Annotated in this window: 17 protein-coding genes and 1 tRNA gene; 7 read left to right on the top strand and 11 right to left on the bottom strand. The window is 64.4% G+C overall.

Annotated features, from left to right (window positions below):
- Positions 1–37: 37 nt before the first annotated feature.
- Entirely contained in the window at positions 38–1,660 is a 1,623-nt protein-coding gene (locus tag ACZ1JV_RS09465; protein WP_465136654.1) for a peptide MFS transporter, read from the bottom strand.
- A gap of 309 nt (positions 1,661–1,969) precedes the next feature.
- Between ACZ1JV_RS09465 and ACZ1JV_RS09460 the strand changes: the two genes are divergently transcribed.
- The 3 genes from ACZ1JV_RS09460 to ACZ1JV_RS09450 all read left to right on the top strand — a co-directional run bounded on the left by ACZ1JV_RS09460 (position 1,970) and on the right by ACZ1JV_RS09450 (position 3,451).
- On the top strand, positions 1,970–2,251 hold the full coding sequence (locus ACZ1JV_RS09460) for an integration host factor subunit beta (protein ID WP_395329446.1): 282 nt from the start codon (positions 1,970–1,972) through the stop codon (positions 2,249–2,251).
- Between the two features lie 223 nt (positions 2,252–2,474).
- Positions 2,475–2,559, top strand: a tRNA-Leu gene (locus ACZ1JV_RS09455).
- 205 nt (positions 2,560–2,764) lie between these two features.
- Entirely contained in the window at positions 2,765–3,451 is a 687-nt protein-coding gene (locus tag ACZ1JV_RS09450; protein WP_465151367.1) for a PilZ domain-containing protein, read from the top strand.
- Between the two features lie 48 nt (positions 3,452–3,499).
- Here ACZ1JV_RS09450 and msrB read toward each other — a convergent pair whose 3' ends face one another.
- From msrB to ACZ1JV_RS09435, 3 genes are read right to left on the bottom strand one after another with little or no spacing between them, the layout of a single operon-like run.
- A complete protein-coding gene (gene msrB, locus ACZ1JV_RS09445) occupies positions 3,500–3,991 on the bottom strand; it encodes a peptide-methionine (R)-S-oxide reductase MsrB (protein ID WP_465151366.1) in 492 nt (163 codons plus the stop codon).
- Between the two features lie 26 nt (positions 3,992–4,017).
- Positions 4,018–5,283 (bottom strand): ABC transporter permease, encoded by a 1,266-nt coding sequence (locus tag ACZ1JV_RS09440; protein ID WP_465151365.1) that lies wholly within the window; start codon positions 5,281–5,283, stop codon positions 4,018–4,020.
- Positions 5,280–6,287 carry an ABC transporter ATP-binding protein gene (locus ACZ1JV_RS09435; RefSeq protein WP_465151364.1) on the bottom strand — a complete coding sequence of 336 codons (1,008 nt, stop codon included), beginning with the start codon at positions 6,285–6,287 and terminating at the stop codon, positions 5,280–5,282. The genes ACZ1JV_RS09440 and ACZ1JV_RS09435 overlap by 4 nt, the downstream gene beginning before the upstream one ends.
- Before the next feature lie 74 nt (positions 6,288–6,361).
- Here ACZ1JV_RS09435 and queG point away from each other — a divergent pair, with 74 nt between their 5' ends.
- Positions 6,362–7,402, top strand: coding sequence for a tRNA epoxyqueuosine(34) reductase QueG (gene queG, locus ACZ1JV_RS09430; RefSeq protein WP_465151363.1), 1,041 nt, complete (start codon positions 6,362–6,364; stop codon positions 7,400–7,402).
- Between the two features lie 543 nt (positions 7,403–7,945).
- On the opposite strand, the gene ACZ1JV_RS09425 is transcribed toward queG, so the two are convergent.
- The 4 genes from ACZ1JV_RS09425 to lgt form a co-directional block, all read right to left on the bottom strand.
- Complete coding sequence (locus ACZ1JV_RS09425; RefSeq protein ID WP_465151362.1) at positions 7,946–8,398, bottom strand: hypothetical protein; 453 nt, start codon at positions 8,396–8,398, stop codon at positions 7,946–7,948.
- A gap of 443 nt (positions 8,399–8,841) precedes the next feature.
- Positions 8,842–9,351 (bottom strand): DUF2306 domain-containing protein, encoded by a 510-nt coding sequence (locus ACZ1JV_RS09420; RefSeq protein ID WP_465151361.1) that lies wholly within the window; start codon positions 9,349–9,351, stop codon positions 8,842–8,844.
- Between the two features lie 59 nt (positions 9,352–9,410).
- Entirely contained in the window at positions 9,411–10,463 is a 1,053-nt protein-coding gene (locus ACZ1JV_RS09415) for a class I SAM-dependent methyltransferase (RefSeq protein ID WP_465151360.1), read from the bottom strand.
- 7 nt (positions 10,464–10,470) lie between these two features.
- The gene (lgt, locus tag ACZ1JV_RS09410) at positions 10,471–11,370 is read right to left on the bottom strand and encodes a prolipoprotein diacylglyceryl transferase (protein WP_465151359.1); all 900 of its coding nucleotides are present in this window, start codon (positions 11,368–11,370) and stop codon (positions 10,471–10,473) included.
- Between the two features lie 186 nt (positions 11,371–11,556).
- Between lgt and ACZ1JV_RS09405 the strand changes: the two genes are divergently transcribed.
- From ACZ1JV_RS09405 to ACZ1JV_RS09395, 3 genes are all read left to right on the top strand, one after another.
- Positions 11,557–14,334, top strand: a complete 2,778-nt coding sequence (locus tag ACZ1JV_RS09405; RefSeq protein WP_465151358.1) for a [protein-PII] uridylyltransferase — start codon at positions 11,557–11,559, stop codon at positions 14,332–14,334.
- 90 nt (positions 14,335–14,424) lie between these two features.
- A complete protein-coding gene (locus tag ACZ1JV_RS09400) occupies positions 14,425–15,591 on the top strand; it encodes a patatin-like phospholipase family protein (RefSeq protein ID WP_465151357.1) in 1,167 nt (388 codons plus the stop codon).
- A gap of 49 nt (positions 15,592–15,640) precedes the next feature.
- Entirely contained in the window at positions 15,641–16,423 is a 783-nt protein-coding gene (locus ACZ1JV_RS09395; RefSeq protein WP_465151356.1) for a 3-hydroxybutyrate dehydrogenase, read from the top strand.
- 161 nt (positions 16,424–16,584) lie between these two features.
- Here the strand turns inward: ACZ1JV_RS09395 and ACZ1JV_RS09390 are convergent, their stop codons facing one another.
- The 3 genes from ACZ1JV_RS09390 to ACZ1JV_RS09380 are packed head-to-tail and all read right to left on the bottom strand — an operon-like array spanning position 16,585 to position 19,213.
- Positions 16,585–16,821, bottom strand: coding sequence for a hypothetical protein (locus ACZ1JV_RS09390; protein WP_465151355.1), 237 nt, complete (start codon positions 16,819–16,821; stop codon positions 16,585–16,587).
- A complete protein-coding gene (locus ACZ1JV_RS09385; protein ID WP_465151354.1) occupies positions 16,821–18,404 on the bottom strand; it encodes a phytoene desaturase family protein in 1,584 nt (527 codons plus the stop codon). The genes ACZ1JV_RS09390 and ACZ1JV_RS09385 overlap by 1 nt, the downstream gene beginning before the upstream one ends.
- On the bottom strand, positions 18,401–19,213 hold the full coding sequence (locus ACZ1JV_RS09380; RefSeq protein ID WP_465151353.1) for an SDR family NAD(P)-dependent oxidoreductase: 813 nt from the start codon (positions 19,211–19,213) through the stop codon (positions 18,401–18,403). Before ACZ1JV_RS09380 ends, ACZ1JV_RS09385 begins: the two co-directional genes overlap by 4 nt.
- Positions 19,214–19,245: the final 32 nt, after the last annotated feature.

The raw sequence follows: 19,245 nt of genomic DNA, 5'->3' as shown, positions 1-19,245 counted from the left end.
GCCCGGAAACCTTGGTTTCCGGGCCGGTGAGAAGGTGTCAGTTCGGCTTGAGCGTTGGGTGGATGCCGGCCTCCTGCGCCTCCAGCCCGAACTCGGAGGATCCCTCCAGTTCGATGTCCTTCAGCGTGTCCACGTGCATCCAGCGCTTCACCAGTCGGGCGACGAGGATGACGGCAACACCGATACCCACGACCCACCAGCCGATGGTGCCATAGATCGCCACGGTGCCCTCACGCGTCATCGCCCCGTGCTCGCCGCCGGTCGCCTGGCCGATCATGCCGGCCACGAAGTTGCCGCCGGCGGTGGCGAAGAACCACGCGCCCATGATGAAGCTGGCAAGATGGCGGGGGGCAAGGCGGTTCATCGCGCTGAGGCCCACCGGCGAGAGGCAAAGCTCACCCAGCGTGTGGAACCAGTAGATCAGGAAGATGAAGAACACGCCGACCTTGGCGCCCTGACCTGCAACCGCATCACCCCAGACCAGCGACACGAAGCCGAGGCCGACGAGCACGAGGCCGAAACCGAACTTGGCCGGTGCCGAAGGCTCCACCTGCTTGCGGCCGAGCGAACGCCACAGCCACGCCAGGATCGGCGCGAACGTGACGATGAAGATCGGGTTGACCGCCTGGAACAGCGACGTCGGTACGCCGCCGCGCTCCACGAAGCGATCGGTGAACAGCGAGAGCGAACCGCCGGCCTGTTCGAACAGCCCCCAGAAGATCGGCTGGAAGGCCAGCAGGAAGATGATCGCGAAGATGCGCTCACGCGGTTCCTTGGGCATGCGGAACGCTTCGATCAGCAGGTAGCCGAGTAGCGCCACCGCCGAGAGCAGCAGCAGCGTGCCGACAACGGCCTGGAACTGGATCAGCGCCCAGAGCACCGCGACGGAGGCCGTGCCGATCACATAGAGCGTCCATTCGCGCTTCTTTGCCAGCGGCGCCGGCGGTTCGCCGCGGCCGTTCAGCGCGGGCTTGCCGACCATGAAGATGATCAGGCCCAGCACCATGCCGATGCCGGCAAGGCCGAAGCCATAGCCCCAGCCGATCGTCTCGCCCAGATAGCCGACCAGGATCGTGCCCAGCGCGGCGCCGGTGTTGATGCCCATGTAGAACAGCGAATAGGCACCGTCGCGGCGCTCATCGGTGAGCTTGTAGAGCTGGCCGACGATCACCGAGATGTTCGCCTTCAGGAAGCCGGAGCCGACGATGATGAAGGCGAGCGCCAGCCAGAACACGTTGATCGTGGGATCGCTCTGCCCGCCGGTGCCCTCGAACGCCATCAGCACGTGGCCGAAGGCCAGCAGAACGCCGCCGAACAGCACAGCCTTGCGCTGGCCGAGGTAGCGGTCGGCCAGATAACCGCCGAGCACGGGGGTGATGTAGACCAGGCTGGTATAGGCGCCGTAGATTAGGTTCGCCTTGCCGTCATCAAACAGCCAATGTTTGGTGAGATAGAGGATGAGCAGGGCGCGCATCCCGTAGTACGAGAAGCGTTCCCACATTTCCGTGTAGAACAGCACGAAAAGACCGCGCGGGTGGCCAACCACTTCCTGGCTCTTGCGCGAGGCGATGACGCCGCCGATCGCCAATATGGCGAACAGCAGGATCGCGCCGATGGCGCCGACCCAGTCCCCCTCGTTCCAGGTTCCGATATCCTTCATGCGTCCTCTTGTGCTTTGTTCACGCCGACCCGTGGCGCCAAAAGAGGCGACGTTAACGGGCAAATTCGCGCTGTAAATGGGCGAAAGGCACGCGGAACCGCAGTTGCGGGCCTGCATACCCCCTCCCGGAAGGGCAAAACACCCTCATCCGGTAGGAGCATTGCGCGAAAGCCCCGGCAATGGCATTTTCTGCACCAGAGGGATCCAAGTCACGCGAAATATTGTGATTCGCGCTTGGGCTGAGGATTTTTTCGCCTGAGGATGTTTTCGCCTGGGAACGTCCTGATTGCCTCTATGGAAAGGTGCGAGATGATCAGATCCGAACTGCTGCAAGCCCTGTCCAAGGAAAATCCCGAACTGCGCACGGAAGACGTGGAACGGGCCGTGGACACGTTCTTCGATGAGATCGCCCAGCGGCTTGCCGATGGTGGCCGAGTCGAACTGCGCGGCTTCGGTGCCTTCTCCACGCGCCATCGCGACAGCCGCAAGGGCCGCAATCCCCGCACCGGCGAAAGCGTGGAAGTGCCTGAAAAGCGCGTCCCCTATTTCAAGCCCGGCAAGGAGATGCGCGTTCGCCTGAACGTGCATTGAGCCGAGGCCGCTAAACCGCAAGCACAAGTCATCGCGCCGGAGGCCGCAGGTTTCCGGCGGACTTGTTGTTTCCGGCAAACTCGTTGCCGCCCCCTGCCCCGCCACTTGCGAAGGGTAATCACGCCAACGGTAATCAACGGCCCCGTGTCGATGGCCTGTTGCCGGACCCGCTGCGATCTGCCAGATCGCCCACGGCTTTTGAGACGTGCTTCCGGCATGTCGTGCGGGCGTGGCGGAATGGTAGACGCAGGGGACTTAAAATCCCTTGATCTGTGATCGTGCGGGTTCGAGTCCCGCCGCCCGCACCAGCCTCCCTTCGGGAATCCCCTTTACACTTCGGTAACCCGCGAATCGCTATCCTGATCGCGTGCCCGTTTAGCGCGTCTGAGATTTCCCTTCCGCCCGGCCTTGCGCCGGATGAGGGCCGCTGCCTGACGCAGAGCCTCTTTGCGGACCGAATCGAGCAGGATCGCCGGCCCCATTCCCGGCAATCGACCAGGGTGCCCCCAGGATATGACCAATCCCGATCGCCTTCCCCATGAAACGTCACCTGATTCGGGGCATGATTCCGGGCCCGCTTCACCGGACCCGCTTGACGCCGCCCGGACCGACCGACTGGCCGACCAGCGGGTGCAACCGCGCTTTGCGCTGTTGTTGCGGCAGGCCAAGCTGATCGGAACGGGCCGCGAATTCCTGTGCATCGTGCGCGACGTTTCCGAAACCGGCGTCCGGCTGAAGCTGTTCCACGAACTGCCCCCCGGCGAAGGCTTCGCGCTGGAAATCACCACCGGCGAAAGCTTCCCGCTCGAACGTGTGTGGGAACGCGAAGGAGAGGCCGGATTCCGCTTCGCCGGCCCGGTGGACCTCATGCGGTTCATTACCGAGGCCGGCCCTTTCCCCAAGCGCGGGGTGCGGCTGAGGGTGGACCACCCCGCACGGATCGCCGTCAATGGCGAGGAGCATCCCGCCACGATCCGCGATCTTTCGCGGCAGGGCGCGGGGATCGAGACTGCGCAGATGCTGGCAATCGGCCAGAAGCTGCGGCTTTCCGCCAGCGAACTGCCCGCCTTCGACGCCACCGTCTGCTGGCGCCAGCATCCCGACTATGGGCTGGTCTTCGCCCAATTGCTGAGCCTTGAGCAATTGGCACTAAGAACTTCCCGCATGAAAGGCGGCGATTCGGTTCCGTCCGACGATTGACCGGCGCCTGACAGGGGCCTGTGCGGGAGACGGCTTTTTCGGGACGCTTCAGCCCGGTTTGAACGTCATCGCCGCGCCGTTCATGCAATAGCGCTTGCCGGTGGGCGGCGGCCCGTCGTCGAAGACATGGCCCAGATGCCCGCCGCAGCGCGTGCAGTGCACTTCCGTCCGCGACACGCCGATCAGATAGTCGGTAGAGGTTTCCACCGCGCCGGGCAGCGGCTTCGTGAAACTGGGCCAGCCGGTGTGGCTGTCGAACTTGGCAGTGGAGGAAAACAGCGGATTCCCGTCCGCCGCGCAGACGAACGTGCCCTTGCGATGCTCGTCATTGAGCGGCGAGGAATAGGAGCGTTCGGTGCCGGCCTCGCGCAGGATATGGAACTGCGCCGGCGTCAGCAGCTTGCGCCACTCCGCCGGGGTGTGGCTGACCGGGTAGGTCTTCGCCTGGGCAGTGCCGCTGTCGCAGGCGGCCAGCACCGGCATGGCGGCACCGGCGCCCAGCCAGCCCAGGATTTCACGGCGTGTCGATAGAAACGGCATCGAAGGTCCTCTCCTTCTCATGCCTTTCAATTCGCTGCGGCTTCACCCACGGTTACACGCCGCGACCACGCGCGCTTTGCCGAACGCCGCTTCGGCCCCTTGGCCGGGCCGGACTTCATTACCCGCGAACGGAACAGCCGCGCGCCGATGCGCACCAGCAGCAGCACCCATGCCGCCTGCCAGCCGATCGCCATCAGGTGGGGCATGATCGCCGGATCCTGCGCCGCGCGCGCCAGCATCGCGAAGGGCGAACTGAACGGGAAGATCATCGCGGCAGTCTCCACCATGCTGCCGGGCTGGGTCATCGCGAAGCTGGCGAAGAAGAACACCATCAGCTGCAGCATGGTCACCGGCATCGACAGGGTCTGCACCTCGCGCACGGTGGTCGCCATCGATCCGATGGAGAGGAATACCGAGCCGAGCAGCAGATAGGCCATCGCGAAGTAGACGACGCCCAGCGCGATCAGCAGCGGCCAGCCCACGGCGGGCTCGGCCAGATGCGGCAGCGCCGATCCGCCGAAGAAGAACACCACCGATCCCACCGTCGCCCAGGTGCCGATGCCCACCAGCGAGACCCCCAGCATCGCGAAAAGCTTGCCCAGAAACACCGAATCCATCGGAATCGCGGCTGCCAGCACTTCGATGATCTTGTTGCCCTTTTCCTCGACAAGGTTGGACAGGACCATGCCCGCCAGCATCATCGTCAGCAGGAACAGCATCATCTGCGCGCTCTGCGCGGTGGTCAGGCGCCCGCGGCGTTCGCCTGCAGAGCTGCTGGCCACGGGTTTCAGCGCAATCTCGGGATAGGCGATCACATGGCTGGAACGAGCCTGCACCGCCAGCAGCGAAACCGGGCCGCGCCAATTGCCGATCAGCCCTTCGGGACCAGTCAGGACCGGCGCCGCCACGCTGCCGGTGAGGACGGCGGCGACATTGCCCTTCTTCGCCGCCAATGCCGCATGGGCATCGAACGTCTGGCCGGGCGCAAGCTTCTGCAGGACGATCAGGTTCGGCACTGCGTCCCCCAAAGCCGGAGTCAGCCGCGCCCGCGCCGTCGTCAGCGCATCGATATCGGCCGCCTGCATCGCCACGCCAAGCGCCGGCTGCTCCGCGCTCGCCTGAACCCGCGCGCCGACGCTGCCGGCGAGTCCGCCGACGATCACCGGAAACAGCGGGCCGAGCAGGAAGAAGAAGAAGCTGCGGCTGAACAGGATCGCCGTGAAATCGCGCCTGGCCACCACCCAGGCGGCGGCAAGCACCGAAAGTCGGCCGGTTCGGACATGTTCGCTCATCGGCCCTGCTCCTGTTCCGGGCTTTCTTCCAGCGCCTTGGCGGCCGCCTCGCCGGCAATCGCAACGAAGGCATCGTGCAGCCCCGCCCGCTCGATCGAGAGCGAGAGAATGCCCGCATCGCCCTCGATCAGCGCGCGCAGCAACGGCTCCACCCCGGTTTCGGGCAGCGAGAAATTCCAGAACGCCCCTTCCCGCCGCAAATCGGCGGGCAGCGCGGCGCGCCATGGGCCATCGGCGGCGCGGGTTTCCAGCCGGACTTGCGGGCGGATGCGGTCTCGCGCCACGTCAACGGGGCCCGCAAACGGCACTTTTCCGCCGGCGATGATCGCCACATCGTCGCAAAGGCGTTCGGCGTGGGCGATGACGTGGGTGGAAAAGATCACCGTCGTCCCCTCTTCCGCCAAGCCGCGCATCATGCGCTCCAGCTTGCCCTGATTCAGCGCGTCGAGCCCGGAAAACGGCTCATCGAAGATCACCAGTCGCGGACGGTGGACCAGAGTCCCCAGAATCTGCACCTGCTGCGCCATGCCCTTGGAAAGCTGACGAATCTGCCGGTCCGCCGCATAGCCGAGGCCATGGCGTTCGAGCAGTTCGTGCGCCCGCTTGCGCCCTTCCTTCAGCGGCAGACCGCGCAGCGAACCCAGAAAGGCGATGGCTTCGGTGGCCTTCATCGCCGGGTAGAGGCCGCGTTCTTCGGGCAGGTAGCCGATGGCGTGGGCCACATCGTGCGGCCGCTCCGCGCCCAGAATCCGGCGGGTTCCCTCATCCGGATCGATGATCCCCAGCAGCATCCGCAGCGTCGTGGTCTTGCCGGCGCCATTGGGACCTAGAATGCCGTAAACGGCACCTACCGGCACCTGAAGGTCCACACCGTCCACCGCGGTGAACCCGTCGAACCGCTTGACCAGCCCGCGCGCCTCGATCGCAAGAGGGCGCGGATCGACCTTCGCCGAATCGGCTCCCTCATTGCTGGCCACGGGCCAATCTCCTAGTGCGATGTTCATTGGCCCCACCTACCGTCATGACGTGAACCGGAGCATCCGCAAGCTTGGTTAACAACCCTCTAAGTGATCTGACCATGGATCTGGAAGCGCAAGCCCGCGCCTTGGGCTTCTGCGCCTTCGGAATCGCGTCCGCCGAAGAGGATCCGGATCGCGCCGCGCGGCTCGATTCGTGGCTGGCGGAAGGGATGCATGGTTCGATGGAATGGATGGCCGACCGCGCGCACCATCGCCGGTCGCCCCAAGGGCTTTGGCCAGAGGCGCAGCGGGTGATCGCGTTGGGCATGAGCTATGCCCCTGCCGCCGATCCTTTGCGGCTTGCCGATGTGCCCGAAGTGGGCCGCATCTCGGTCTATTCGCAAGGCGCCGACTATCACGACGTGGTCAAGAAAGCGCTGAAACACCTTGCTCGCTGGCTGGTGGAGGAAGCGCGCAAGCGCGGCTTGGGCGAGGCCGGAGTGAAAGTCTTCACCGATACCGCCCCGGTCATGGAAAAGCCGCTGGCCGCCGCCGCCGGCCTGGGCTGGCAGGGCAAGCACACCAATGTGGTCAGCCGCGAGCATGGATCGTGGCTGTTCCTGGGCGAGATCTACACGACGCTGGACCTGCCGCTCTCCGCGCCGGGCCGCGACCGCTGCGGATCGTGCCGCGCCTGTCAGGATGCCTGCCCGACTGCCGCTTTCCCGGCGCCCTACCGCCTCGATGCGCGGCGCTGCGTCAGTTACCTGACCATCGAGCACAAGGGGCCGATCCCGGAGGAATTCCGCACCGCACTGGGCAATCGCATCTATGGCTGCGACGATTGCCTGGCCGTCTGCCCGTGGAACAAGTTCGCCGAGACCGCCCACACCATCAAGGCCTTCCTCCCGCGCGCCGAGCTGACCGTGCCGGAGCTGGCCGACCTGCTGACGCTGGACGATGCGGGCTTCCGCAAGCTGTTCTCCGGATCCCCGATCAAACGCATCGGGCGGGGCCGTTTCGTCCGCAACTGCCTTTATGCGGCAGGGAACAGCGGTTCATCGGCGCTGCTGGGCACGGTTGAAGGCTTGCGGGACGATCCCGACCCGGCGGTGGCCGATGCCGCCGCCTGGGCAGCCGGACAATTACGCGGACATTAGGCCGCGCGGACAAATTCCAGCCTGAACGATTGTCGGCTTCCGGGAAATTCCAGAGCGTGCTGAATGGGAGAAATGTCGGGGGTGGCCGCCCTCCGCTTTTTGATCGAGAGTGCATTTTGACGCAACTTAGGTCATCTCAAGGCCATTGCTCGCATGGCTTTGAATTATCATAGAATCAAAAAACAACCCCAATATAGTATAAAACTTGAAGTACATTAATTGCGATTGAAACAGCCAGCCCCACTAAATTTATAGAAAACGTATACCAAAAAATTGCAGGACATTGCGCCTTGTAAGCAAACTTAGTTTTTACGAAAATTTTCCCGTACACGAAAGCACAATAAGCATTCCACCCAAGCACGATCGACATAATGATGGTTATGAAAATCATTGTATTCTCAGAAAAATCACTATCGTTCGGAAACGACAAGAGAGTTCGATAAGAACAGCAGCTTTCCGGTTAAACCTTTGAAAATATGCCATTCCACTTTCAGGCGCGTTGCGCTGCGGCTCGGATGGCCGGGATGTCGGGGAGCGGACCCCTCACCTAATGAGGTGCAAGGCAATTTCCGCCCCGAGCAAGCATGAGGCTATCGTTGCCCCCTTGATGTCCACACCTGCGTTGAGAGCTTTACTCGTCGCATCAATGTCTGCGCTACTGGCGGCGATGAGCTTGAATGTCTCATGGTCCATTCGACCACGTGCGCGGTGAGCGCGTGCCAATTTCAGGCCACCGACATATTCCGGTTGCCGGTTCAAGTCCGCTGTAACGCTTGTACCATCGGCCTTCAGCGCGGTAATTCTATTAGAAAAATGGCGGACACCTAACTCCTCCAAGATCGGGCGACTGAAGGCCAAAGGTAGCAACTCAACCAGCCGAAAGGCCTCCCCTTCAGAAAAGCCGTCGCTACGAAGGGCTTCAATTTTATGATCGTCCGAAGGGCCCCAATGCTGAGCAATTATCGTCGCGCCTCGAATAATCAGGGCTTCTGACATTTCAGCTTTTTGCCATGGTAACCTCATGGACAAGAGACCTATCGCCCGATCCGGATGTCGGCAATGTCGGCGTGTCCGGAACGGCCGCAATCCGCTGTAAAGTCGTGTGAGCGGACGCTTTCAACCGACGTCATCCCAGCGAAAGCTGGGATCGATCTCACAATCGCGCGAGGCCGATGGCGATCCCAGCTGTCGCTGGGATGACGATAGGATCGTAACGCACGCAGAAACGCGTAGGCGCAAAGCGCGGCAGGTCACTTTCTCCCTTCAACCTCGCGGAAACCGCAAGGTCAGGGAGAGCGGCTTTGCCGCAGGAGCGACCTCTCCGCGCCTCTGCGTGAATTCTTCTTTCATGCCTGCAACGCATCCGGGAGGCAGGTCGGATCGGAATCCGATAAACGCCCTCCATTCCGCGCCTGAATTTGCCTGCGCGCGCCCGGCTCTCAGACTCCGAACAGCCAGCGACCGAGCAGGCGGCCGAAGGGGAATGTGAAGAACCCGGCCACCAGCAGCGCACCGATGATCAGGCCGCGCACGGTGCGGCGGTGGCGGGCGACGCGGTGGCTGCGGGCCGAGAGTACCAGCACCGGCACCATCACGATCACGAAGGCGGAGAGCACGTGGATCACGCTGAATTCGCCATTCTTGCCGCGAATGAACAGGCTGTCGATCGCGGTGGCCATCATCGCCGCGCTCCAGACATAGCCCAGCACGCGGTGCCGCCCGTCGCCGCGCCGCCGCCAGAGCAAGACCGGCGTCAGCGCCAGCGCCGTCAGCATCGTTGCCAGATGGAACCACACGATGCCGGGAATGCGCGCCCATTCGGCCATACCGCGCGCGATGGCGATGAGGATCACCGCCAGCATCGCCAGCGAGAGCAGCCCCAACACGCGTTCGAGCCGGTCCGGCCCCTTCAGATCCCTTGCGGTTACGCCTTTTACCTTGTCGTGCACGGTGCCCCCTATGCCCCTTTGTCAGAACCCGGTGTTGGAATCCGGCGCTAAAACCCGCGCTAAAAACCCGCGCCTTCGGGCCACTCCGGCCCGGCCAGCCCCATCACCTTGAACAGCGTCCCCATCTGTTCATCGGCAATCAGCCGGTCCAGCGCGGACTGGATAGCATCGCCTTGCTGCGGTGCGGAAGCGGCAAGTCGCGCGGCGCGCGCTGCAATGCCCAGCGCGCGCAGAAAATGACCCTGCGTGGTCGTGCCCAGCCACCGGGCCCCGCTCGCCTGTGCCACTTCGGCGGCGGTGGCGAAATCGACGAGGCAGGTCAGGTCCGCCTCACCCGGCATCGCGAAAGGATCGACCTTGGTGTGTTCGCGCAGCGCCTGCAGCGTCGATCCGGTCTGCTTGTCGGCAAAGCCATAGTCGATCAGCAGTGCCGCGCCGCCCTGCGCGGCCAGCCGATAGCCCAGTTCCTGCACGGCAGCGGCCGCGCCGGGGCAGGTTTCCAGAATCGTGCCCTCGGCCGCGTCCTGCCATTCGTCCGGCACGGCGGCATCCATCGGCTTGTCGCCGGCGACGGGGCGGAAGCGATCCTCCGCCCAGTCCACCATGCGTTCGCGCCAGCCGTCTTCGGCCCTGACCAGTTGGCGTACCGGCAACGCATCGAGGAATTCGTTGCCCACCACCAGCAACGGCGCATCGGTGGGCAAGGTGCCGAGATCGTCGTGGAACTGCACTTGCGGCACCGCCTCACGCTGCAAGGCGCGCAGCGCGGTGGAGCCCTCGACGAAGTGGACATCCGGCGTCAGACCAAAGCGCGCCATCGTGCGCAGTGCATCGCGCGCCAAAGTGCCGCGACCGGGGCCGAGTTCGACGTAGTGGACCGTGGGGCTACCCGCGCGGCTCCACATGTCGGCCAGCCAGAGGCCGATCATCTCACCGAACATCTGGCTGATTTCGGGCGCGGTGATGAAGTCGCCCGCGCTGCCGAGCGGGTCCTTGCCCGCGTAATAGCGTGCGTTGGACTCGCCCATGTAGTGCAGCAGCGAAATCGGGCCGTAGTTCTGGATCAGCCGCCTGAAGATATCCGTCAGCGGCTCGGAACGGCCCTCGGTCATCGGTGAATCACGCCGGAAGCGGGCGGCCGGTGGCGAGCGCCGGGCGCACCAGCGAACGCGCGATCAACATCAGGCCCAGCACGAAGAGCGGGATCGTCAGCCACTGGCCCATCGAAAGGCCGGTGCGCATGGCGAAATCCTGCAGCTGCGCATCGGGTTCCCGGAAGAATTCCACGGTGAAGCGCGCGGCGGCAATGCCGGTGGTGAACACGCCGACCAGCATGCCGGGGCGGAAACGCGCGCGCGTCTTCCAGAACAGCGTGAGCATGATCACGGCCATCGCCAGCCCTTCCAGCCCGGCTTCGTAAAGCTGGCTGGGGTGGCGCGGCAGCGGGCCGGCATCGGGGAAGACCATCGCCCAGGGCAGATTCGGATTGGCGACCACGCGGCCCCACAGTTCGCCGTTCACGAAGTTGGCGAGGCGGCCGAACATCATGCCGAACGGCACGCAGACCGCGATGTAGTCCGCCACCCGCAGGAAATCGAGCTTGCCCCGCCACGATACCCAGGCCAGTGCCAACAGCACGCCGATCAGCCCGCCGTGGAAGCTCATGCCGCCATGCCAGAGCGACAGCAGCGCCTTGGGATCGGTCCAGAGGCTGGGAATGCCGGTATCGCCGCCGGTGTAGAACGTGGCGTAGCCCAGGCGCCCGCCCAGGATGATGCCCAAGGTGCAGTAGAAGAACAGATCGTCCGCATGGCGCTGCGCCAGCGGGGCGCCGGGCGCCTTGATCATGCGGGTCAGGTGCCAGTAACCCAGCACGATCCCGGCCAGATAGGCCAGCGAGTACCAGCGCAGTTCGAAACTGCCGATCCGGAACAGATAGTTCTTCAGGCCCAGATTGGCCCAGTAGATCGGCTCATGCGCCTGTGCGGCCGCGCTTGCGGCAAGTGCTGTGAGGGACAAGTGGTTCGACCTCGTATCCATGTGGTCCTGCGCGCCGGGGCGGCGCGAGGGATGCATTGCCGGCCTTCTGGCATAGCCTTGGGGGCGATGGTAGGCTCGTTTTAGGAACTTGCGGGCAAAATCAACGCAGGCAGCGCATCCGCGCGCCTTTCCCTGCGGCCTGCGAAGGATTAGATACCGCCTGACATGAGCGTGATCCGCATCCCTTCGCCCCGTTCCGTGATCGACCGCCGCGCGCTGGTCGAGGCCATAGAAGCCGTTGTCGCCGCCGAAAGCGCCGCCAAGGGCCGCGCCAGCGAAAACACGGCCAAGGGCCGTAGGCAGATCGTCGATCTGCTCCGCGGCGCGCTGGAGGACGGACGGGCGGAGATCGCCCGCCGCCTGGTCGAAAAGCCTTCCGCCGGGCACGAAGTGGCCGAGGCGCAGGCCTATCTGGTCGATCAGCTGCTGCGCGTGATTCACGATCACGTCTCCACCCACGTCTATCCGGCGATGAACCGCTCCACCGGCGAGCGACTGACGATCATCGCCGTCGGCGGCTATGGCCGGGGCGAGATGGCGCCGCATTCGGATGTGGATCTGGCCTTCGTCACCCCTATCAAGCAGACCGCCTGGTGCGAGCAGATCATCGAGGCAATGCTCTATTTCCTCTGGGATCTGGGCCTGAAGATCGGCCATTCCAGCCGCTCTGCGGACGAAATGGTGCGCATGAGCCGGTCCGACCTGACGATCCGCACCGCCATGCTGGAAGGCCGCTATGTCTGGGGCGACCAGCATCTCTACGAGGAAGTGCGCAGCCGCTTCTGGAAGGACGTCGTTGCCGGAACCGAGCGGCAGTTCGTGGTGGAAAAGCTGGCCGAGCGCGAGGAACGCCACAAGCGCATGGGCGACAGCCGCTATGTCGTCGAACCCAATGTGAAGGAAGGCAAGGGCGGCCTGCGCGACCTGCACACGCTCTACTGGATCGGCAAGTACATCCACAAAGTGCGCGATCCCAGCGAACTGGTGGACGTGGGCCTGCTGACCCACAAGGAATACCGCGCCTTCCGCCGGGCGGAGAACTTCTTCTGGGCGGTGCGCTGCCACCTCCACACGATCACCCGCCGTGCCGAGGACCGGCTGACCTTCGACCTACAGCGCGAAGTGGCGATGCGGATGAACTATGCCGACCGCCCCGGCAAAAGCGCGGTCGAGCGGTTCATGCAGATGTTCTTCCTGCAGGCGAAGATGGTCGGCACCCTGACCGGCGTGTTCCTGGCCCAGCTGGACGAGCAGATCGCCAAGAAGCAGCCGCGCGGGTTGCTGGCGGGTTTCCGTGCCCGTCCGCGCGTGCTGAAAGGCTACAAGGTGTTCGGCGGGCGGATCATGGCCCCGTCGGACACCTGGTTCGAAGCCGATCCGGTGCGCCTGATCGAGATTTTCGTGCTGGCGGACCGCGAGGGGCTGGAGATCCATCCGGAAACCATGCGCCTCGTCTCCCGCGATGCCGCGCTGATCCGTGAGGAGGTGCGCCGCGATCCGCGCGCGAACGAGCTGTTCATGGAACTGCTCACCAGCCGCAACAATCCCGAAGCGGCGCTGCGCTCGTTCAACGAAGCCGGCGTGTTCGGCCGCTTCGTCACCGAATTCGGCCGCGTGAACGCGCAGATGCAGTTCGACATGTACCACCACTACACGGTGGACGAACACACGATCCGCGCCATCGGCCTGCTCTCACGCATCGAGAAGGGCGAGCTGAAGCAGGACCATCCGCTCAGCCACGAGATCATCCACAAGGTCCGCTCACGCCGGGCGCTCTATGCCGCCGTGCTGCTGCATGACATCGCCAAGGGCCGCGGCGGGGACCATTCCGAACTGGGCGCGGAGATCGCCCTGAAGCTCTGCCCGCGCTTCGGGCTGGATGAGGAGGAGACCGAACTGGTCTCCTGGCTGGTGCTGCGCCACCTGCTGCTCTCCGCCACCGCGTTCAAGCGTGACCTCTCGGACGCGAAAACCATCAGCGATTTCGTGGCGGTCGTGCAATCGGTCGATCGCCTGCGCCAGCTGACGCTGCTCACCATCGTCGATATCCGCGCGGTGGGGCCGGGCACGTGGAATTCGTGGAAACGCCAGCTGATCAGCGAGCTTTACGGCGCCGCCGAAGAACGCCTGCGCCTCGGCCATGTGGAATTCGGGCGCGAGAAGCGCGTGGCGGCGAAGAAGGCGATGGTCATCGCCCGCGATCCCGCCAACGAAGCGCTGATCGAGGAACTGGGCAGCCAGTTCGCCGATGCCTACTGGATCGCCGAGCCGGACGACGTGATCGCCCGCAACCTCGCCCAGTTCAGCGCCTCTCGCAACGAGCCGCTGTCGATCCTCAGCGAATATTACCCGGCGCGCGGGGCGACACTGGTGACGGTGATCGCATCCGACCATCCCGGCCTGTTCTACCGCATCGCCGGGGGTATTCACCTTGCCGGCGGCAACATCATCGACGCGCGCATCCACACCACGCGCACCGGCCGCGCGGTCGACAACTTCCTGATTCAGGATCCGCTCGGCCGCCCGTTCAGCGAAGATACGCAGCTCGCCCGGCTCAGCGCCTCGATCGAGAATGCGCTGGCCAACCGCATCAAGATCCTGCCGCAGCTGGTCGCCAAGCCCGACGCCCGCCCGCGCGCCGATGCCTTCGACGTGCGCCCGCGCGTGCTGGTGGACAACAAGGCGTCGAACCGCCTGACCGTGGTGGAAGTCAACGCCCGCGATCGTCCGGCGCTGCTCAACCGGCTGGCCCACGCCCTGTTCGAGAGCAAGCTGATGGTCCATTCCGCGCACATCGACACTTATGGCGAACGCGCGGCGGATACGTTCTATGTGACCGACCTGCTGGGCGAGAAGCTGACCTCGACGAGCCGCATCAAGGCGCTGGAAAGGCGTCTACTGGAAGCGGCGAGCGAGGGGAGCCTGACCGAAGTGGCGGCGTAAGAACCCTTTTAAAGATTCTTACGGCTTGAAAGGAACCGCGCATGGGCCCACTTGTTGCATCGCAACATCCCCATGCGCAGGACCCTGCCCATGAATGCCAGCAAGACTACCGCTTCTCCAAAAGACTTGGGCGACGACTTGGGTGATCACCAGTCGGTTCTCGTATTGCAGGGAGGCGGGGCGCTGGGGGCCTATCAGGCCGGGGTCTTCGAAGCCTTGAGCGAGGCCGGCCACGCGCCGGACTGGGTGGCGGGCATCTCCATCGGCGCGATCAATGCCGCGATCATCGCCGGCAACGCGCCAGGAGAGCGGATCAAACAATTGCGCGCCTTCTGGGAAGGCGTGAGCCACGAACTGCTCTACAAGCTGGACGTCGGCAACGGCTTCGCCCGCCGCGCCTTCAACGAAACCTCGTCCGCATGGGCCGCCGCTTTCGGCATTCCCGGCTTCTTCACCCCGCGCATCCCGACGCCGCTGCCCGAATGGCCGAACGATATCGGCCGCCTGAGCTTCTACGACACCACGCCGCTGCGCCAGACCTTGCTCGATCTGGTCGATTTCGACCGGATCAACCACGGCGAAACCCGCTTCTCGGTCGGCGCGGTGAATATGATGACCGGCAACTTCGCCTACTTCGACAACCAGAGCGAGCGCGAGATCGGCCCCGAACACGTGATGGCCAGCGGCGCCCTGCCCCCCGGTTTCCCGCCGGTGGAGATCGACGGCGAGTGGTACTGGGACGGCGGCCTCGTTTCCAACACCCCGCTGCAATACGTGCTCGACAACCGCAGCCCGTGCGAGATGACGGTGTTTCAGGTGGACCTGTTCCCCTCGCGCGGGGTCATGCCCAAGACGATGGCGGACATCGCCCAGCGTGAGAAGGACATCCGCTATTCCAGCCGCACGCGCATGAACACGGACCTGTCCAAACAGCTCCAGAAGATGCGCGCCGCCGCCCAGCGCCTCTATCGCAAGCTGCCGGATGAGTTGCGCGACGATCCCGATCTGCACCACCTGCTCGGCTGCCGACCGGCCGGAGCAGTCGCGATCATGCACCTGATCAACCGCCCGCGCGGCTATGAAACCATGTCGAAAGACTACGAATTTTCACGGATGACGGTTACCGAGCACTGGGAGGCCGGCAAGGCCGACGCCCGCTGGTCGCTGGACAAGCCGGACTGGACCGGGCGCCACCTGAAGCCCGATGAGATCATGACGTTCGACCTCGCGGCCGACCGTCCCGTCAACGGACACTGAACACAAGGCCGAGGGTGCCCCGGCAGACAAAATCAAGGAGAAGAGGTCAATGAAGCTGAAGGACAAGTCCTGCATCGTCACCGGCGCCGCCAGCGGCATCGGCAATGCGATTGCCCACAAGTACGCCTCCGAAGGCGGCAAAGTGGCGATCGCCGACCTCAATCTGGACGCCGCGCAGAAGGCCGCGGACGACATCAAGGCGAAGTACGGTACTGACGCGATCGCTGTCGCCATGGACGTGACCAGCGAGGATCAGGTCACCGCCGGCGTCGCCAAAGTGGTCGAGGCCTGGGGCACGGTGGACGTGCTCGTCTCCAACGCCGGTATCCAGATCGTCAACCCGGTGGAGCAGTTCGCCTTTTCCGACTGGAAGAAGATGCTGGCGATCCACCTCGACGGTGCCTTCCTCACCTCCAAGGCGGTGCTGCCGCACATGTATGCGCAGAAGTCGGGTTCGATCATCTTCATGGGATCCGTCCATTCCAAGGAAGCGAGCCCGCTCAAGTCGGCCTATGTCACCGCCAAGCACGGGTTGCTCGGCCTGTCGCGCGTGATCGCCAAGGAAGGCGGCAAGAAGGGCGTGCGCAGCAACGTGATCTGCCCCGGCTTCGTGCGCACCCCGCTGGTGGACAAGCAGATCCCCGAACAGGCCAAGGAACTGGGCATTTCCGAAGAGGAAGTGGTGAGCAAGGTCATGCTGGGCCAGACCGTGGACGGCGAATTCACCACTGTGGAAGACATTGCCGAAGTGGCGCTGTTCTTCGCAGGGTTCGAAACCAATGCGCTGACCGGCCAGTCGCTGATCGCCTCGCACGGCTGGTTCATGGAGTGATTGCGGGCGGGGCTAAGTCGCTTTGACTGGCCCCCTTCCCCTCTTCGTCATTGCGAGCGGCCGAAGGTCGCGCGGCAATCCAGGGGCGGCTTGTGCGGCTCTGGATTGCTTCTCCCGCTTCGCGGGCTCGCAATGACGAAGGAGGATGGGTGAATCCCGCCCTACTTTGCCTTGCGGAACAGCAGGCTGACGATGAACAGCATCGTCCGCGCATCCAGCAGCTTCAGCGCCGCGCGCGCTTCTTCCGGCGTCACTTTCGCCACCATCGGCATCGCGCCGAAGATCTTGCCGCGAATGACCAGATTGTCGCCGTCCCGCTCGATCCGGCGCACCGCCATCAGTTCCTTGTCCTGCGCGTCGAGGATGCGCATCACCGGGCCCTTCTTGCTCTCCGCCATCACACGCGCTCCCCACAAACTTTGTCGAATTCGATATCGAGGTCATCCATCATCTGGATCGCCGTCGCCCGGCCCGCGCCGAATACGCCGCCGCCGGGGTGCATGAACGGCCCGACAAGGTAGAGCCCGTCGATCTGCGGCACCCGATACGATCCAAGGTCCGGCGTCGGCCGATGCCCGACCGACTGGTAGAAGAACGGCGCGCAGCCGTGGATGTCACCCTTCAGGAAGCTGGCCGGGCTGTCCCGCTCGTGATCGACGGGGGAACGGATCAGGCGGCCGGTGATGTTGTCGTCATCGAGGTTCGCGTAGAACTTGCGGTACTGCGCCAGCGCCTTGTCGGCGATCTCCTCCTTGCGATCGTCCCAAGACGCCGGCCCGCCGGGCCAGAGGTCGTAGGGGGCAAAGTTCACGCCGTAGAACACGCCCGCGCCTTCGGGGGCACGGCTGGGATCGAAGATCGTATTGTCCCCGCCCGCGATCAGCCGTTCGGACACTTCGCCGCGCCGCAGCTTGTCGTACTCCAGCAGCATGTCGCGCATGGTGTAGAAGTCCATCAGCTCGGTCATCATGGCATTGGTTTCGTTGCCGACCTTCAGCCGCAGCCGCTCCTTCAGGGTCAGGTGCGTGAGGTTGATCGAGAAGGTGGACTGCGTGACTCGCTCCGCCCGCTGGAGCACCGGCTCGGGCGTTTCGGCCACGAACTTGCGCAGCACATGCGGATGGATCGCGCCGATCACACCGTCCTTCGCCATGAAGGTTTCGCCATCCACCAGTTCGAGGCCGACGGCTTTCCCGCCCGAGACGATCACCCGGCGCACTTCGGCATTGCAGCGCACTTCGCCGCCGAAATGCTCGATGGCGCGGACCAGCGCGTGGGAAAGCTGGCCGGAGCCGCCCTTGGGCATCGAACAGCCATAGGCGTGGATGATCCCCGGCATCAGGAAGGCGCCCATGCCGGTGCCGAGTTCGTCGGGCATCTGCAGGTTTTCGGTGACCATGCGCACGATGTGGATGCGCAGCAGGTCGCTTTCGAAATACTGGTTCACCACATCGAGTGCAGAGCGCTGCATGACGTCGAGCAGGAAGCGTCCTTCGTCGGACTGGTCCATCATCGCCACGAAGGCACCCATCGGGAACGGCGGTGCATAGAGGCCGGACATGAACATCGGCAGCGCCGCCATCGATGCGCTGGCGAACTTCCGATAGGCCTCCGCATCCTTGGGCGAGAACATGGCGATTTCCTCGCAAGTGCGGTCCAGGTCGCGCCACGATCGCACCATCGTCCCGTCTTCCCAGATCGAGGCGTGGGGCAGTTCGGGATAGATGTATTCCAGCCCGAACTTGCCGAACAGGCCCAGTTCGTCCTCGCGCAGCATCGGATTGCCCTGAATCATGATGTGCACATTGGAGTGCTCGTCATGCCAGAAGCCGGGCTGGATCAGTTCGCGCGTGGAAACGCCGCCGCCGTAGTGGGGCTTGCGCTCCAGCACGATCACCTTCTTGCCCGCCTTGGCCATGTAGGCGGCGGCGACGAGGCCGTTGTGCCCCCCGCCCATGACGACCACGTCGTACTGGCTCATGCATGCTCTCCCGAAAAGAAGGCCCGGAACCGCGCGATTCCGGGTACGTGGCTGGCGCAGCCGCCATCGGCGACGAGCACTTGCCCGGTAATGTTGCGTGCCGCGTCGGAGGCGAGGAAGGCCACTGCCTCCGCAATGTCCTCCGGCGCGCCGAGGCGGTCGCGCAGGGTTTCGTCCTCCACCGCCTGTCGCAGCACGGGCGGGAAGGCCTCGCGCAGCGCCGGGGTCATCGTCATGCCGGGGGCGACGGCGTTGCAGCGCACGCCGTGAATGCCGTGGCTGGCGGCGATGGCGCGGGTCATCTGGATCACCGCCGCCTTGGACGAGGAATAGGCCGCCTGGATCAGGTGCCCCTGCAGCGCCAGATTGCTGACGGTGTTGACGATGTTGCCGCCGCTTGTCCGCAAGTGCGGCAGCGCGGCGCGGCAGGCGATCATCGTGCCGCGCACGTTCACCGCGTAAGTCCGGTCCCAAAGCGCGGTCGCCATGTGCTCCACATCGCCATCGTGGCGCGCGATATCGGGGCCGAGAAGTGCCGCGTTGTTGTGCAGCACATCGATCCGGCCGTAGTGCGCGAGGGTGCGCGCGATCATCGCTTCTATCGAGGCTTCCTGCTCCAGATCGAGGTGCACCGCGATGGCATCGGGCATTGTCGCGGCCAGTTCCTCGGCAGCCGAAAGGGCGATATCGGCAATCACGACCTTCGCCCCGCGTGCGGTGAGCAGCCGGGCCGTGGCGCCGCCGATCCCGCCGGCACCGCCGGTGATCACGGCGACTTTACCATCCATTCTCGTCGCGTCTGCGACCATCTCTCTCTCCCGGAATTGACCTTGTTTGATCC

The sequence above is a fragment of the Novosphingobium sp. BL-S-19 genome (assembly GCF_055521675.1).
This window is presented reverse-complemented; position numbering and strand designations above follow the sequence as displayed.

Excerpts from the sequence above, each read along its gene's own strand:
- ACZ1JV_RS09435 (WP_465151364.1), bottom strand. The coding sequence starts at position 6,287 with ATGAACATCGCACTAGGAGATTGGCCCGTGGCCAGCAATGAGGGAGCC.
- ACZ1JV_RS09390 (WP_465151355.1), bottom strand. The coding sequence starts at position 16,821 with ATGGCGGAGAGCAAGAAGGGCCCGGTGATGCGCATCCTCGACGCGCAG.
- msrB (WP_465151366.1), bottom strand. The coding sequence starts at position 3,991 with ATGCCGTTTCTATCGACACGCCGTGAAATCCTGGGCTGGCTGGGCGCC.
- ACZ1JV_RS09450 (WP_465151367.1), top strand. The coding sequence starts at position 2,765 with ATGACCAATCCCGATCGCCTTCCCCATGAAACGTCACCTGATTCGGGG.
- ACZ1JV_RS09405 (WP_465151358.1), top strand. The coding sequence starts at position 11,557 with ATGAGCGTGATCCGCATCCCTTCGCCCCGTTCCGTGATCGACCGCCGC.
- ACZ1JV_RS09400 (WP_465151357.1), top strand. The coding sequence starts at position 14,425 with ATGAATGCCAGCAAGACTACCGCTTCTCCAAAAGACTTGGGCGACGAC.
- ACZ1JV_RS09465 (WP_465136654.1), bottom strand. The coding sequence starts at position 1,660 with ATGAAGGATATCGGAACCTGGAACGAGGGGGACTGGGTCGGCGCCATC.
- ACZ1JV_RS09380 (WP_465151353.1), bottom strand. The coding sequence starts at position 19,213 with ATGGTCGCAGACGCGACGAGAATGGATGGTAAAGTCGCCGTGATCACC.
- ACZ1JV_RS09425 (WP_465151362.1), bottom strand. The coding sequence starts at position 8,398 with ATGTCAGAAGCCCTGATTATTCGAGGCGCGACGATAATTGCTCAGCAT.
- ACZ1JV_RS09385 (WP_465151354.1), bottom strand. The coding sequence starts at position 18,404 with ATGAGCCAGTACGACGTGGTCGTCATGGGCGGGGGGCACAACGGCCTC.
- queG (WP_465151363.1), top strand. The coding sequence starts at position 6,362 with ATGGATCTGGAAGCGCAAGCCCGCGCCTTGGGCTTCTGCGCCTTCGGA.
- ACZ1JV_RS09460 (WP_395329446.1), top strand. The coding sequence starts at position 1,970 with ATGATCAGATCCGAACTGCTGCAAGCCCTGTCCAAGGAAAATCCCGAA.
- ACZ1JV_RS09415 (WP_465151360.1), bottom strand. The coding sequence starts at position 10,463 with ATGACCGAGGGCCGTTCCGAGCCGCTGACGGATATCTTCAGGCGGCTG.
- ACZ1JV_RS09395 (WP_465151356.1), top strand. The coding sequence starts at position 15,641 with ATGAAGCTGAAGGACAAGTCCTGCATCGTCACCGGCGCCGCCAGCGGC.
- ACZ1JV_RS09440 (WP_465151365.1), bottom strand. The coding sequence starts at position 5,283 with ATGAGCGAACATGTCCGAACCGGCCGACTTTCGGTGCTTGCCGCCGCC.